This window comes from Haematospirillum sp. H4485, assembly GCF_012102745.1.
In the GTDB taxonomy this organism is placed as follows: Bacteria; Pseudomonadota; Alphaproteobacteria; order Rhodospirillales; family Rhodospirillaceae; genus Haematospirillum.
This window is the reverse complement of the sequence record NZ_JAAVSY010000003.1, coordinates 119207-133369: the sequence shown is the minus strand read 5'-3', so window position 1 is coordinate 133369 and position 14163 is coordinate 119207. Positions and strand designations below refer to the sequence as shown.

Below are 14163 nucleotides of genomic sequence, written 5' to 3'. Positions count from 1 at the left end.
CAGGCCGCCCTGGTCAGCTTCCCATCTTGCGACGCAAACGACCGTCCAGTTCTTCCAGAAATTGGGTTGTCGTCATCCATGGCTGATTCGGACCGATCAGGATGGCCAAGTCCTTGGTCATCTTTCCATCCTCAACCGCCTCCACACACACGGTCTCAAGAGCTTCCGCAAATTTGATCACCTGTGGCGTATTGTCAAACTCACCACGGAATTTCAGGCCACGAGTCCATGCAAAAATCGAGGCTATGGGATTTGTCGACGTTTCTTTCCCCTGCTGATGCAGACGATAGTGACGCGTCACAGTGCCGTGGGCGGCCTCGGCTTCGATTGTTTTACCATCGGGGCTAAGAAGAACGGACGTCATTAAGCCAAGCGACCCGAAACCCTGAGCCACAGTATCAGACTGCACATCACCATCGTAATTCTTGCAGGCCCAAACAAAACCACCGGACCACTTCATGGCGCAGGCAACCATGTCATCGATCAAACGATGCTCGTACGTTATGCCCCGCGCCTTGAACTCAGAGGCAAACTCACGATCGAAAACCTCCTGGAAGAGATCCTTGAAGCGCCCGTCATACGCCTTGAGAATAGTATTCTTGGTGGACAGATAAACCGGCCAGCTCCGCATCAGTCCATAGTTAAAACAGGACCGGGCGAAGCCACGCACAGATTCATCCAGATTATACATGCCCATGGCTACCCCGGCCTCGGGGAACTTGAAAACCTCATACTGGACAGGCTCACCACCACCATCCGGCGTAAACGTCATGGTCAGGGTGCCCTTGCCCGGAACCCTGAAATCGGTGGCGCGATATTGGTCACCAAAAGCATGGCGACCAATGACGATTGGCTTGGTCCAGCCGGGGACATAACGGGGAACGTTACGGCAGATAATCGGCTCGCGGAATACGGTTCCATCCAGAATATTGCGGATTGTCCCGTTCGGGGATTTCCACATCTTCTTCAGGCTGAATTCCTGAACCCGCTGCTCATCCGGCGTGATGGTCGCACACTTGACACCAACCCCGTACTGCTTGATCGCATTCGCAGAATCAACCGTAATCTGATCAGCAGTCTCATCACGCTTCTGGATGCTGAGGTCATAATACTTCAGGTCAATATCCAGATACGGAAGGATCAGCTTGTCCTTGATAAACTTCCATATGATGCGGGTCATCTCGTCGCCGTCGAGTTCGACGATCGGCTTGGCGACCTTGATCTTGCTCATGTTCGGACCCTTTTACGGTTTGAGGATGACCACACGCCCGGGATGGAGGGATCGGCCCGGTCCGGCCCACCTGAGGAAATCAGACGGATGCACGAACCTTAAGCGCAACAGCACCTGTCACGCAAGAGCCGAACCCATATTATCTACTGACTTGAAAAACAAAGAAGACACGCGACATCAAAACAACCCGACCCTTTCATGCACACGGCTGGCCAGATCAAGATTATTACGTGCCGCCGGCAGAACATCATCAACGTCGCTGACAACCGAATACAGCTCAAGGCCCTCGGGCCGCACGAATCCCTCGGCCGCCATGGATTCATTGAACCGCAGGAACGGAGTCCAGTGCCCCCCGATATCCGCAATAACAACCGGGCGATCATGGAGCTTGAGCTGCTTCCACGTCAGGATCTCGAATGTCTCGTCCATGGTCCCGAAACCACCGGGAAGAACAGCAAAGGCATCGGAACGCTCGAACATCATGCGCTTGCGTGTATGCATGTCCGGTACAACAATCAATTCGGTCAGGCCTTCCATTGCCACCTCGGCACTGGCAAGATGCTGCGGAATAATACCGGTTACCTTCCCACCGGCCTCCAGACATGCCTTGGCGACAGTTCCCATCAAGCCAACGGCACCACCGCCATAAACCAGGCGAATTCCGTTCTCCCCAAGAAGAGTTCCCAAACGACTTGCGGCATCAGCATAGCGTGGGCTGGAACCGAAAGAGGATCCACAAAAAACACACAGAGCATGTAAGGATGACTGCAATAAAGACATGTCAGGATTCCCGATTGTTAGACATCAAATCAAATGTTCGACGCACGGATTATGTTCAGAATACTTTCAATCTATCAAGAAACATGACAACAAATCATGTCCATCAAAACAATTAACATAACAGGACATCTTTATGGACGATTTTTTTTCGATACTTTACAATAAAGATTAGTAAAATTCCGCCATATTTGTCAGTAAAGTTTCGTTATTCACATTCCTGGACAACATCATACGAAGGAATCATCTCATGCATGCGATCAAATCCATGGCCTTGGTCACATCCTGCCTGCTGGCGCTTCCGATCTGCGCACAGGCCGGCGAAAAAGAAACCATCAAATACCGTGAGAACAATATGGAGATCATAGGTTCTCACATGAACTCAATCGTGGCCATCATCAAGGAACAAGTTCCGCATAAAGAGCATTTGGCAACACACGCAAGCGGCCTGTCGGCAGCAGCTAAAATGAGCAGCGCTGCCTTCAAGGAAAAAACCAGCGGCGGAGATACGACAGCCAAGGACACAATCTGGTCTGACAGTGCAAAATTTGATGAAGCCATGCAAATGATGCTGACCAGCACAGCCAAACTGGAAACAGCCGCCGCATCCGGGGACATGTCTGCTGTGCAGGCCGCCGTCGGGGATGTCGGCAAGAGCTGCAAGAACTGTCACGATACGTTCAGAAACAAGAAGTAGATCGCCTTACGGTCACGTGGGAAGCAACAGCTCCTTCCCACGTGATACAACACATACACAGACCTGCCTTGGCTCACATCACAACTTCAGAATGACACCCCATACAATGAAACACGAAAAAGCAAAAAGAGCTGCTGCCCAGACCGGCCCGACAAAAGCTGGCAGCGGGGAATCGGCAGGGATATCGGCAGAATGTTTCCGTCCCGTTATCATCGGCGTTACCAGATCTTCCCCCCGTATCCGGTAATACAGCGCTGCACTGATATGTAGCGACACGCACAACAGCAAAAGACCGAACGAAGCCTCGTGAAGCTCCGTCATCAAATCGCTGACGTCCTTGCTGACCAGATGCGCCAAGGGACCTTCGGAGAATATATCATCATTGGAAAAAAGCCCTGTTCCAACCTGCAGGAAGAGCACACCCAACAGAGCCAAAACCATAAGGGCACCGGCGGGATTATGGCCAACATGCCGCGGCAATTCACCACGAAGGAGTGCACGCAGGTAATCGAGAACGTCAGATGGGCCACGCACAAAGTGAATGAAGCGAGCCGTTGATGACCCCACAAAACCCCACAACACCCTGAAAATCAGCAAGGCCAGCACAATACTTCCCAAGGTCATGTGCAAATCCATATTTCCAACCAGCATCCCTGTAAATGGCATGCTGAAATCAAGGCCGCCAATCTCGCCCGTCAAGAACAGTATCAGAACACATGTGACCAGAGACCAGTGAAAAAGCCTTACCGGCAAATCCCAGACCTCTACTCCTTTGTCATCACCGCTCATCAATAACCTCCTCTACATACTTCAATGCTTTGTAAAAAGGCTATAATACTATTCCAGTAGAGAGAAGAGCTCCCCTTGACACATAACAGTGTACCCCCCATAATTCGTTCGCGCAAATGCTGCAAAACAACGCAGGTTTGCGCCTGCACTGTAGCATGACACGCCGCAAAGCGGGTGCTGTGCGCTTGGTGCCAGATGAAACCCGGGCTGGAAAATCTTCCTTTTCAAAAGGTTGACCCGCACGGGTGGTACGACGTGTGGTGGCCATAATGGCACCTTTGTTCATGTCGGAGTTCCTGCCTTGGTCCATTGATGGGAAATCACGGATTAAGGACATGAAAAGCGGCAATTTTTTGGCTTTCCATATGCCAAAGATGCGCCGATGCGGGTCTGTCAATGCTGCTCTGCAGTTACGGGCAGGGAGCCTGCGCACTCCACCACACGTTCATGAGTTACCGGGTTCGTATCGCAAGAATCGGACCTGGAGTCGGTGCTGCTTGGTCTACAGGACGGGCAGCGTAACATCGCTCGAAGGAGGATGGACATGAATGCGTTTGATTTTTCTCCCCTGTTCCGCTCTGGCGTAGGATTTGACCGTCTTGCGCGTCTGGCGGAAGCCACGTTGCGGCATTCGGGAGAACAGGCCACAAGCTGGCCACCATACAACATTGAAAAGACAGGCGAAGATTCGTACGCTATCACGCTGGCCGTTGCCGGCTTCCCTGAGAACGACCTGGACGTTGAAGTGCACGATGACCTGCTGGTTGTCCGTGGCAATCGGTCTCCCTTGGCCGGTGATACTGATGCCACCCCGAATGACGGGGACCAAGGTGAGCGTCGCTATTTGCATCGCGGTATAGCGTTCCGCGGCTTTGTGCGCCACTTCCAGCTGGCAGACCATATGACGGTTACAGGTGCCCATCTGGAAAACGGGCTGTTGACCATCACACTGGTTCGCGAGATCCCTGAGGCATCGAAACCAAGGCATATTGCCATCGCGACAGCAGCAAAAACATTGCCCAGCGCCGCTGGATGCCGTCTTGTACCGGGGCAGGCGCCATGATCCTGCCCCGGTCATGAGGGATAATTGCATCGCCACACAGCAGGGAGATGATCATCATGACAACACAGGCACTCTCGCCCCCCCGCTCGTCGTTGCTGATAGAGGAAAGCCTGGCTCTCTACTTGGCCGAAATACGGAAGTTCCCTCTTCTTTCTGTGGAAGAAGAGCATGGACTGGCACGTGACTTTACCCTGACAGGCAACCAGAAAAGCTTGCATCGTCTGGTTACAAGCCACCTGAGACTGGTCGTCAAGGTAGCCATGCAGTACAAACGCTATGGATTGCCCATGGCAGACCTTATTGCCGAAGGTAACCTTGGCCTGATACGAGCCATACAAAAGTTTCAGCCGGACAAGGGATTCCGCCTCTCCACCTACGCCGTGTGGTGGATACGGGCTGCCGTCAACGAGTACGTCCTGAACTCTTGGTCTCTTGTCAAAATCGGAACGGCCTCGACCAGAAAGCGGCTTTTCTACAATCTGAGACGAATGAAAGCCAAGCTTGGCATTTATGGAGACAAACCGCTCCGGGATGAACAGGCCGAGGAGATTGCCCGCACCCTGGATGTCAGCGCAGATGATGTGCTGGCTATGGATGCCCGCCTGAACCGACGGGACGGATCGCTGAACGCGATGGCAGGAGCCGAAAGTGATACAGAGCGTCTCGAGCTTTTGGTCGATGAACGGCCAGATCAGGAGTCTGTGCTGCAGACAACCGAGGAACGTGACCGTTCGCACCACCTTGTACACACGGCGCTCGGTACACTGAACGAACGCGAGAAGGATATCCTGACACGTCGCAAACTGACGGATGATCCGGCCACTCTTGAAAGCTTGGGCGAAGACTATGGCCTGTCACGGGAACGCATACGCCAGATTGAAGCACGCGCGCTACAGAAGCTGGAAACCCGTATCCGCGAGCTGATTGCAACAGAACATCGAAACATCCGACAGGCCCTGCAACGCTGGAAGAGTCCAATACTGGCAAACTCAAAAATGGGGGGAGTATGCCCCGCCTGAGACAGATGGTTCCTGATGGAAAGGGCTACATGAAGAGGAGATCCTGCCAGAGAAGGTATAGATTTAGCGTGGAAGATGAATAACGGCCCGCAGTCCACCGAGGGTGCTGTCATCCAGCAAAACCTCACCCCCGTGGGCGTGGGCCATCTCACGCGCAATGCTCAACCCCAAGCCGACACCGCCGGTCTGGGTGTTGCGTGAAGGATCACCCCGCCAGAAAGGCCTGAACACATCCTCTCTGACAGGAAACGGTATACCGGGTCCATCATCTTCAACAACGAGGTTGATCCACTCTTCCCCCACTTCAAGCCCCAAACGCACACGCGTCCCGTAATGGGCTGCATTGGACAGCAGGTTTCCCAGGGCACGCTCCAGCCCTTGGGCCCTTGCCGTCAGAAGGACCGGCGCATCAGGCAAAGGAACAAGCTCAATATTCACCCCGTGGCGACGAAACCGACCAGCCATTCTGTCAACCAAGTCCGAGAGGTCGGTCTCGACGGCTGTTTCTGTCCCCTCTCCACGGGCAAAATCCAGATATCCGTCCAGCATCCTTTCCATCTCGGCAATATCATCCTTGAGATCAGACGTTTCCGCATTATCCCCCATCATCGCTAATTGAAGTCGCATCCGCGTCAATGGCGTACGCAAGTCGTGGGAAACACCCGCCAGCATCTCTGTACGCTGATCGATTTGCCTACGAATTCTAGCCCGCATCTGATTGAAGGCGATGCCAGCCTGCCGGACCTCTCGCGCTCCTTCCGGTTTGATCGGTGGAAGGTCACGTCCCTTGCCGAAACCTTCTGCACTGGCAGCAAGACGACGGATGGAGCGCACCTGATTGGATGTAAAAAGGATCGCGATCCCCAGCAGGATCAACGACGTGCCAACCATCCAGAGCAGAAAGATATACGTTGTCGATGTAAAAAGCCGTTTGCGTGGTGCCACCACGTGCAACACACCATCGGACAGCTGAACGGCGATGACGATATCTCCGGAAAAGAAATTGGCCTCGATCAGAACCGGACGCTGCAAGCTCTCACGCAGGCTGGCAGCCAGAACATCGGCCGCTTGCTCTCCTGCACTGGGTGGCGGAAGGTTCGGAAGAATCTCATCGGGAGCAAAAACGCTGTCCAAGTGCATCCGGCTACGGGCCAAATCAAGAATCCAGCCCTGCTGTCCCTCATCCGGAAAACGGGCCAGAAGCTCGACGATAACGGCAACATCGCCGGCAATACCCAATGCCAGCCGCCGCAAGACTGTATCCCAGTGACGATCAAAAAAGACCTGCGCCGTCACAGCCTGCAACACGACAAGAGGAACGGCAAGAATCAGCAGAAAACGACCCAGAAGACCCCTTGGAACAAGGTTGCGCAGAGCACGCGGTGTACCTGTTACAAAACGCATCTCAGTCCGGCCTCAAACAGTAACCGGTGCCACGCACCGTCTGCAGATAAAGGGGCTGGCGCGGATCAACCTCTATCTTGCGCCGCAGGCGCGTGACCTGCACATCAACAGCCCGAACACCCCCCTCAATACCAAGGGCATCGGCCAGATCCTCCCGCGGCAAAGCTTCCCCGCTGTGCAAGGCCAAAGCCACCAACAAATCTGCTTCTGCCGTTGTCAAATGCACCCGGCTCCCACAGCACACGAGTTCCCGACGTTGAAGGTCAAAAGAACACTCCCCCATACGGATATGACGAACAGCAGACTGAACATCAACGGGCCTTGGCTGCCGCCGGCGCAGAATAGCCTGGATGCGCAGCAAAAGCTCCCGCGGATCAAAAGGCTTGCCAAGATAATCATCCGCCCCGGTCTCAAGGCCAGCAACCCGATCTTCCTGCTCTCCCCTGGCGGTCAGCATCAGAACGGGAACATCAGACTGTTGACGAATTGCACGGGTCAGACTGTAACCATCTTCACCGGGCATCATGATATCGACGATCAGCAGATCAAATTCAACGGCGGCCATTTGCGTTCTGGCCTCGGCCGCATCGGGAGCAACAGAGACCATATATCCCGCCTGCCCCAGAAAACGACGCAGAAGATCGCGCAAACGCGTATCGTCATCCACAACCAGAATATGAGCCGGCGCGTCGACTGGATCATTCACGGCATCAGGTCCGGTCCAGATCAGGTACCTTGGCACCACCGGGCACAGAAAGCTTTGCACGGTCTGTTTCACGCAGGATCATGCCCGAGAGGACATGCCGGAAACCATCAACAGCTTCTCCCCCCGCATCACGGTAAGAACGCGCCAGAATACTTTTCTGACTCTCAAAAAGCTGGCGTTCCAAGGCATAGCCCTTCTCGGTCAGATCCAGAAGGCGCTGTCGCCGGTCTTTGGTGCCCGGATTCTGGATAATGTAGCCATCACGCACCAGCTCCCCCAGAACACGCGAAAGACTTTGCTTGGTAATTTTCAGGATCGAGAGCAGATCAGATACGCTAAGCCCGGGATGACGCCCGACAAAATAGATCATCCGGTGATGCGCACGACCAAGGCCCAGCTTGCGTAACACAAGATCAGCTTCAGCTGTAAAATCACGATAGGCAAAGAACAGAAGCTCCATACCGCGCCGCAGCTCCTCCTCGCGGAGAAAAAGCTGGTTCACACCCGCCTTGAGATCAGTCATGAGGAACTCACCGTCATCCTTCACCTTACCTTGGAATACCTGTAAAACAGCCACGCTGCAACTCCGGCCCTTGTTAACCTGTTCCAGACCGCTACAAGACATCACACAAACGACGCCACATCATTGCCAGAACCAGCAACGGCGTGCGCATCCAGCGGCCCCCGGGGAAGGCATGGTGTGGTATACGGGTGAAGACATCAAACCGACCGGCTTGGCCATCAATCACTTCGGCCATCAACTTGCCGGCCAATCCGGTCAAGGCAATGCCATGACCGGAGAAACCATGAGCAAACAAGACATTTGGTGACAGACGTCCGAAGTGAGGCATACGGTTCATGGTAATGGCAACCAATCCACCCCATGCGTAATCAATACGCACATCGGCCAGCTGCGGGAAACAATCCACCATGCTTTTTCGCATAGCCTCCGACACGCTGGGGGGATCCAGGCGCGAGTAACTGACGCGCCCACCGTAGAGCAAACGATGATCACGTGAGCGGCGGAAATAGTTCAGGACAAAGCGACAGTCGGCCACCGCTTCGTTACCGGGAACGAGCGCACGGGCACGCGCCTCCCCCAAAGGCTCCGTCGCCGCAATATAGGTACCAACCGGCATAATCGTACGGGCAAGGGTAGGCTCGTTTCCCCACAGATAGGCATTACCGCAGAACAAAACAAAGCGTGCATAAACCTGCCCATGAGGGGTCCGGACAACAGCAGGATCGCCATCCTGCCAGGACACCATCGGAGTTTGCTCACAAAAAACAGCCCCGGCACGCTCGGCTGCAGATGCAAGTCCAAGGGTATAGTTCAATGGATGCAAGTGCCCGCCACCGGGATCATAGAGAGCGCATGTATAACGGGGGCTTGCAACATGGGTCTGGGTTTGCGCGTGGTCCCACAGCTCCAGCCCCTTGCGCCCACCGTCCTCCCACTCCCGGCAAAGCGCATGCAAGGCAGAGGCATGCCGGCCCTTCTCCCCGACCATCACGTGACCATTCACAAAGTCACAATCGATGGCATGCTCTGCAACAAGCGAACGGGTCAGTGAGAGGGACTCTTCACACAAATCCCACAAATGGCGGGCATCATCCCTGCCAACCAGCCGGGTAATCCTGTCCTGCCCAAGATTATAGCCCGCAATCATCTGCCCGCCGGAACGCCCGGATGCACCACATCCGATCCGTCCAGCTTCCAGGACCAGAACACGATAGCCGCGTTGCGCCAAGTGCAAGGCGGCAGAGCACCCTGTAATACCTGCACCAACAATACAGACATCAACATGACAGTTTTCTGACAATGCAGGACGCGGGGCAGCCTCGTGGGCGGAGGCAGCATACCACGACATAGAGAAATTCTGCATGTTGTCTCCCGGTTCTGTCCGTCCACATCAGCAAGATGTAACTTGAATGAATTCAGCAAGAATATCAACTTGCACAGCATCCAAAAGGTTGCGACATTTCATCCGCGTACGCGCCATGCTGTAAAATCGGGCACACCGGCGTCCACACAATGTCGGTCCTGCTTGGCTGTGTCCTGTTGCATGGCATGCAAAACACTTCCCGGTCCCGTTTGATGTGCGGGAACCGGCCATGATCTGGGAGGAATTATCGATGTCCAGGTTCCGGATTGCGCTCTCCGGCCTTCTTGCCCCCGCGCTTGCCCTGATGACGGTTGTCACACCGGTGAAGGCCGAGGAAGAGAAGAAGCTGAACCTGTTTATCTGGTCGGATTATCTGGGTGAAGATACGATCCAGAGCTTTGAGAAAGAAACAGGAATCAAGGTGACCGTGGATGTCTACGATTCCAATGAAATGCTTGAAGCCAAGCTTCTGGCCGGCAAGTCCGGCTATGACCTTGCTGTCCCTACCGGCGCATTCTTCCAGCGCCAGATCAAGGCCGGCGTGTACCAGCCCCTGAAACAGGACCTGATCCCCAACTTGGGCAACCTAGACCAAAAACTGATGAAGGATGCCCAGGAGTTCGATGCACATAACACCCACGGCATCATCTACATGTGGGGCACCAACGGCATGGCCTATAACCCGGCCAAGGTCGCCGAAGTCGCCGGCCCGGATGCGCCGGTGGATTCATGGGCGCTTATGTTTGATCCTGTGTGGGCCGAAAAAGTATCAAAATGCGGCTTGTATATGATGGACAGCCCGTCCGAGGTTTTTCCTTCTGCACTGAAGTATCTTGGACTTGATCCAAATTCTTCAGACCCAAAGGATATCGAGAAAGCTGAAGCCCTGCTCATGAAAGTTCGCCCTTTCGTGACCAAGTTTCATTCTTCGGAGTCCATCAATGCCCTTGCCAACGGCGACATCTGCGTGGCAATGGGCTTCTCGGGCGACATGTTCCAGGCCATCAACCGTGCTGAAGAAGCAGGCAAAGGCGTAAAGGTCACATACGTCATTCCCAAGGAAGGCAGCGAAATCTGGTTTGACTTCATGGGTGTTCTGAAGGATGCCCCACATCCGGACAATGCCATGAAGTTTATCAATCATATCCTGAAGCCGGAGATTACGGCCGGAATATCGAACAGCGTGTTTTATGCCAATGCAAACACCAAATCTTTTGACCTGATTCATGATGCCATTCGCCACGACCCAGGGGTTTATCCTCCGGAGTCCGTCATGAAGCATCTGTTTGTCAAAAAGGTTCCGGATCAAAAAGCTGAACGGGTCTTCACCCGGATCTGGAATCGGATCAAGACAGGAATATAAGAAATATTTGGTCTCCGCCTGCCCCCAATCGTGGCCGGGCAGGCGGTTCGCCCTTTACGGCAGGCCTATTCACCTGTATTGGTCGGCACCATTCGCTCCAGTCATCGGTATGCCTGCTCGGCGACCCTCGCTCTCGCCGGTTCGGAAGACCAGGGCGTAACGGCCGCGTGCTTTTGAATCAGGGATCACGCACGGAATGTCACAACTTGCCAGAAATCTCCGCGACAAGGTTAGCAAGACCGAAAAGGGAGAAGGCCCGGAAGAGACTGTAAAAGCACTCATCCGTATTGAAAATGTCACCAAGCGTTTCGGTGACTTTGTCGCTGTCAGCGATGTATCCCTGACCATATATCAGGGGGAACTCTTTTCCCTTCTTGGCGGCTCTGGATGCGGAAAGACGACCTTGCTGCGCATGCTGGCAGGATTTGAGACCCCGTCTGCCGGACGGATCCTGATCGACGGACAGGACATGACAGACGTTCCGCCCTATGAACGTCCGGTCAACATGATGTTCCAGTCCTACGCCCTGTTCCCGCATATGTCTGTGGAACAGAACGTCGCCTTTGGCCTGAAGCAGGACAACCTGTCGCGCGTTGAAATCCGCAACCGGGTTGAAGAAATGCTGGATATGGTGGAACTGGGGCATCTGGCACGCCGCCGTCCACATGAATTATCGGGTGGCCAGCGTCAACGCGTAGCCTTGGCCCGTGCCCTGGCCAAGCGACCGAAAGTCCTGCTGCTGGATGAACCCTTGGCTGCCCTTGACAAGAAATTGCGCGAACGCACGCAGCTGGAACTGGTTGGTATCCAGGAGAGTCTCGGCGTGACTTTTGTGGTTGTGACACACGACCAGGAAGAGGCCATGACCATGTCAACCCGGGTTGCCATCATGAACCAGGGGCACATCCTCCAGGTTGATACTCCATACGCCATGTATGAGTATCCCAACACCCGGTATGTTGCGGAATTTTTTGGATCCGTAAACCTGTTTGAAGCCATCTTGATCGAAGACGAGCCTGATCATATCGTGGCACAATCAAGTGACCTTGATACACCAATCTATGTCGGGCACGGCATCAGCGCCCGTGAAGGGGCTACGGTATACGCGGCAATCCGCCCTGAGAAAATCACCCTGTCAAAAGAAATGCCGACGGATACCAGTCACAACATTTCTGCCGGCACCGTTCAGGACATTGTCTATCTGGGCGGTGAGAGCACGTACCTGGTCAGGCTGGATACCGGTCGCATCGTACGCGTGGACATGCAAAACCAGACCCGCTCCTCCCAGCCGGAAATCACGTGGGAGGACAGGGTCTGGATCGTGTTTGAGGGCAGTAATGTTGTGGTCGTAACGTCATGAGCAACCCTGTCATCTTTGAGGATGAAGGGGCTGTTCATCCCCACCATTCGCGGCACAACAGCAGTGACAGCGCCACAATACCTCCGAACCGCTTGGGACTGGGCGGACGGCGTTTGGTAATTGCCGTGCCCTATGGCTGGCTGCTGCTTTTCTTCCTGGCTCCCTTTGTCATCGTCCTGAAAATCAGCTTTGCTGAATTCATGGTCGGTATTCCGCCGTATACGCCACTGATTGAGTGGGTTGATGATCAATATCTCAAGCTGACCGTATCGCTGGAAGCTTACAAGTACCTTCTGTCCGATCCCCTATACATCGGTGCCTATCTCAGCTCGCTGAAGATCGCCTTGATCTCGACATTGCTGACGCTGCTGCTCGGCTACCCAATGGCGTACGGCATCGCGCGATCCCCTGAAGGAATCCGCAGCGTCCTTTTGCTGATGGTGGTTCTGCCGTTCTGGACCAGCTTCCTGATCCGCGTCTATGCCTGGATCGGCATCCTGAAGCCACAAGGGTTTCTGAACAACTTCCTGATGGGCCTTGGCCTGATCAATGAGCCCCTGCCCATCTACAACACGGAAATCGCGGTCTATATCGGCCTTGTATATTCGTACCTCCCTTTTATGGTGCTGCCGCTGTACACAACCTTGGAAAAGATGGACACCTCACTGCTGGAAGCGGCAGAAGATCTCGGCTGTCGCCCGTTCAAGGCATTCCTGAGCATCACCTTGCCCCTGTCCATGCCGGGTATTATCGCTGGCTGCATGCTGGTTTTCATCCCTGCCGTCGGGGAATTTGTCATCCCGGATCTTCTGGGTGGCGCAGAAACCTTGATGATCGGCAAAGTATTGTGGGCTGAATTCTTCAACAACCGTGACTGGCCCGCTGCATCAGCTGTTGCCGTGGCGATGCTGCTGTTCCTGGTCGGACCCATCATGCTGTTCCAGCATTACCAGAACCGCCAGAACGGAAAGGAAGGAGAGATAACCTGATGAACCGTCGCTCTCCCTTTCTCATTACAACACTGGCCTTCGGGTTTGCGTTTTTGTATATCCCGATCCTGTTGCTGGTCATCTATTCGTTCAACGAATCCCGGTTGGTAACAGTATGGAGTGGCTTCTCAACGCATTGGTATGGTGAGCTGTTTCGTGACCAGCAAATTATCGCTGCGGCAAAGGTCAGCCTGCTTGTTGCGTCCCTGACCGCTACCTTTGCCACCGTGCTTGGTACAATGGCGGCCATCGTGCTGACACGGTTTCGTCGATTCCGGGGACAAACCCTGTTTTCCGGGATGATCACCGCTCCCATGGTAATGCCCGAAATCATCACCGGGCTTTCTATTCTTCTGATGTTTGTCGCCCTGGAAGACCTGATTGGATGGCCGGACGGACGGGGTATCACAACCATTACCATTGCCCACATCACGTTCTGCATGTCCTACGTCACCATTGTTGTGCGAGCACGCTTGTCCCAGATGGACGAAAGCGTGGAAGAAGCAGCCATGGATCTGGGGGCCAGGCCATTCAAGACCTTCCTGTTCATAACGCTGCCAATCATCAGCCCAGCCCTTCTGGCGGGATGGCTCCTGGCGTTTACAATCTCTCTCGATGACCTGGTCATTACCAGCTTTGTTGCCGGCCCATCGTCATCAACCCTGCCCATGGTTGTTTTTTCCAGCGTCCGCTTGGGGGTAACTCCGAAGATCAATGCACTGGCAACCATCCTGATATCGTTGGCTACAATCTGTGTCTTGGTCGCAGGCTGGCTGATGGTACGACGCGAAAAGCAACGCAAGGCCGCAATGGCCCGCGCCATTGCGGAGCAAGAGCAAAATATCGCAGTACAAGGCTTGACACGATCATAGCAGACCG

The 14163-nt window shown here is 54.3% G+C and carries 14 protein-coding genes; 7 read left to right on the top strand and 7 right to left on the bottom strand.

What is annotated here, in order from left to right; all coding sequences use genetic code 11:
* Positions 1-13: 13 nt before the first annotated feature.
* Both HEQ61_RS04200 and HEQ61_RS04195 read right to left on the bottom strand, forming a co-directional pair.
* The gene (locus HEQ61_RS04200) at positions 14-1231 is read right to left on the bottom strand and encodes an NADP-dependent isocitrate dehydrogenase (RefSeq protein ID WP_066132465.1); all 1218 of its coding nucleotides are present in this window, start codon (positions 1229-1231) and stop codon (positions 14-16) included.
* A gap of 177 nt (positions 1232-1408) precedes the next feature.
* Positions 1409-2011 (bottom strand): TIGR00730 family Rossman fold protein, encoded by a 603-nt coding sequence (locus HEQ61_RS04195; protein WP_168019336.1) that lies wholly within the window; start codon positions 2009-2011, stop codon positions 1409-1411.
* Between the two features lie 247 nt (positions 2012-2258).
* Here HEQ61_RS04195 and HEQ61_RS04190 point away from each other — a divergent pair, with 247 nt between their 5' ends.
* Entirely contained in the window at positions 2259-2705 is a 447-nt protein-coding gene (locus HEQ61_RS04190; RefSeq protein ID WP_168019338.1) for a c-type cytochrome, read from the top strand.
* A gap of 78 nt (positions 2706-2783) precedes the next feature.
* Here HEQ61_RS04190 and HEQ61_RS04185 read toward each other — a convergent pair whose 3' ends face one another.
* Entirely contained in the window at positions 2784-3494 is a 711-nt protein-coding gene (locus HEQ61_RS04185; RefSeq protein ID WP_168019340.1) for a cytochrome b/b6 domain-containing protein, read from the bottom strand.
* Between the two features lie 544 nt (positions 3495-4038).
* Here HEQ61_RS04185 and HEQ61_RS04180 point away from each other — a divergent pair.
* The gene (locus HEQ61_RS04180; protein ID WP_168019342.1) at positions 4039-4557 is read left to right on the top strand and encodes an Hsp20 family protein; all 519 of its coding nucleotides are present in this window, start codon (positions 4039-4041) and stop codon (positions 4555-4557) included.
* A gap of 56 nt (positions 4558-4613) precedes the next feature.
* On the top strand, positions 4614-5576 hold the full coding sequence (locus HEQ61_RS04175) for an RNA polymerase factor sigma-32 (protein WP_168019344.1): 963 nt from the start codon (positions 4614-4616) through the stop codon (positions 5574-5576).
* A 63-nt stretch (positions 5577-5639) separates the two neighbouring features.
* Here the strand turns inward: HEQ61_RS04175 and HEQ61_RS04170 are convergent, their stop codons facing one another.
* From HEQ61_RS04170 to HEQ61_RS04155, 4 genes are all read right to left on the bottom strand, one after another.
* Positions 5640-6980: an ATP-binding protein gene (locus HEQ61_RS04170; RefSeq protein ID WP_168019345.1), complete on the bottom strand. Its 1341-nt coding sequence runs from the start codon at positions 6978-6980 to the stop codon at positions 5640-5642.
* A gap of 1 nt (position 6981) precedes the next feature.
* Positions 6982-7686 carry a response regulator transcription factor gene (locus HEQ61_RS04165; RefSeq protein ID WP_322099186.1) on the bottom strand — a complete coding sequence of 235 codons (705 nt, stop codon included), beginning with the start codon at positions 7684-7686 and terminating at the stop codon, positions 6982-6984.
* 4 nt (positions 7687-7690) lie between these two features.
* Complete coding sequence (locus HEQ61_RS04160) at positions 7691-8209, bottom strand: MarR family winged helix-turn-helix transcriptional regulator (RefSeq protein WP_168019523.1); 519 nt, start codon at positions 8207-8209, stop codon at positions 7691-7693.
* Between the two features lie 91 nt (positions 8210-8300).
* Complete coding sequence (locus HEQ61_RS04155; RefSeq protein WP_168019346.1) at positions 8301-9572, bottom strand: NAD(P)/FAD-dependent oxidoreductase; 1272 nt, start codon at positions 9570-9572, stop codon at positions 8301-8303.
* Positions 9573-9801: 229 nt separating this feature from the next.
* Here HEQ61_RS04155 and HEQ61_RS04150 point away from each other — a divergent pair, with 229 nt between their 5' ends.
* The 4 genes from HEQ61_RS04150 (at position 9802) to HEQ61_RS04135 (ending at position 14156) form a co-directional block, all read left to right on the top strand.
* Positions 9802-10935, top strand: a complete 1134-nt coding sequence (locus HEQ61_RS04150) for a polyamine ABC transporter substrate-binding protein (protein WP_245183117.1) — start codon at positions 9802-9804, stop codon at positions 10933-10935.
* A gap of 196 nt (positions 10936-11131) precedes the next feature.
* Complete coding sequence (locus HEQ61_RS04145; protein ID WP_168019348.1) at positions 11132-12295, top strand: ABC transporter ATP-binding protein; 1164 nt, start codon at positions 11132-11134, stop codon at positions 12293-12295.
* Entirely contained in the window at positions 12292-13284 is a 993-nt protein-coding gene (locus HEQ61_RS04140; RefSeq protein ID WP_168019349.1) for an ABC transporter permease subunit, read from the top strand. The genes HEQ61_RS04145 and HEQ61_RS04140 overlap by 4 nt, the downstream gene beginning before the upstream one ends.
* A complete protein-coding gene (locus HEQ61_RS04135; RefSeq protein WP_168019350.1) occupies positions 13284-14156 on the top strand; it encodes an ABC transporter permease subunit in 873 nt (290 codons plus the stop codon). Before HEQ61_RS04140 ends, HEQ61_RS04135 begins: the two co-directional genes overlap by 1 nt.
* Positions 14157-14163 lie beyond the last annotated feature (7 nt).

Coding starts and splice junctions, on each gene's coding strand:
- HEQ61_RS04150 (WP_245183117.1), top strand. CDS start 9,802: ATGATCTGGGAGGAATTATCGATGTCCAGGTTCCGGATTGCGCTCTCC.
- HEQ61_RS04175 (WP_168019344.1), top strand. CDS start 4,614: ATGACAACACAGGCACTCTCGCCCCCCCGCTCGTCGTTGCTGATAGAG.
- HEQ61_RS04185 (WP_168019340.1), bottom strand. CDS start 3,494: ATGAGCGGTGATGACAAAGGAGTAGAGGTCTGGGATTTGCCGGTAAGG.
- HEQ61_RS04145 (WP_168019348.1), top strand. CDS start 11,132: ATGTCACAACTTGCCAGAAATCTCCGCGACAAGGTTAGCAAGACCGAA.
- HEQ61_RS04170 (WP_168019345.1), bottom strand. CDS start 6,980: ATGCGTTTTGTAACAGGTACACCGCGTGCTCTGCGCAACCTTGTTCCA.
- HEQ61_RS04195 (WP_168019336.1), bottom strand. CDS start 2,011: ATGTCTTTATTGCAGTCATCCTTACATGCTCTGTGTGTTTTTTGTGGA.
- HEQ61_RS04190 (WP_168019338.1), top strand. CDS start 2,259: ATGCATGCGATCAAATCCATGGCCTTGGTCACATCCTGCCTGCTGGCG.
- HEQ61_RS04200 (WP_066132465.1), bottom strand. CDS start 1,231: ATGAGCAAGATCAAGGTCGCCAAGCCGATCGTCGAACTCGACGGCGAC.
- HEQ61_RS04135 (WP_168019350.1), top strand. CDS start 13,284: ATGAACCGTCGCTCTCCCTTTCTCATTACAACACTGGCCTTCGGGTTT.
- HEQ61_RS04180 (WP_168019342.1), top strand. CDS start 4,039: ATGAATGCGTTTGATTTTTCTCCCCTGTTCCGCTCTGGCGTAGGATTT.
- HEQ61_RS04160 (WP_168019523.1), bottom strand. CDS start 8,209: ATGACTGATCTCAAGGCGGGTGTGAACCAGCTTTTTCTCCGCGAGGAG.
- HEQ61_RS04155 (WP_168019346.1), bottom strand. CDS start 9,572: ATGCAGAATTTCTCTATGTCGTGGTATGCTGCCTCCGCCCACGAGGCT.
- HEQ61_RS04140 (WP_168019349.1), top strand. CDS start 12,292: ATGAGCAACCCTGTCATCTTTGAGGATGAAGGGGCTGTTCATCCCCAC.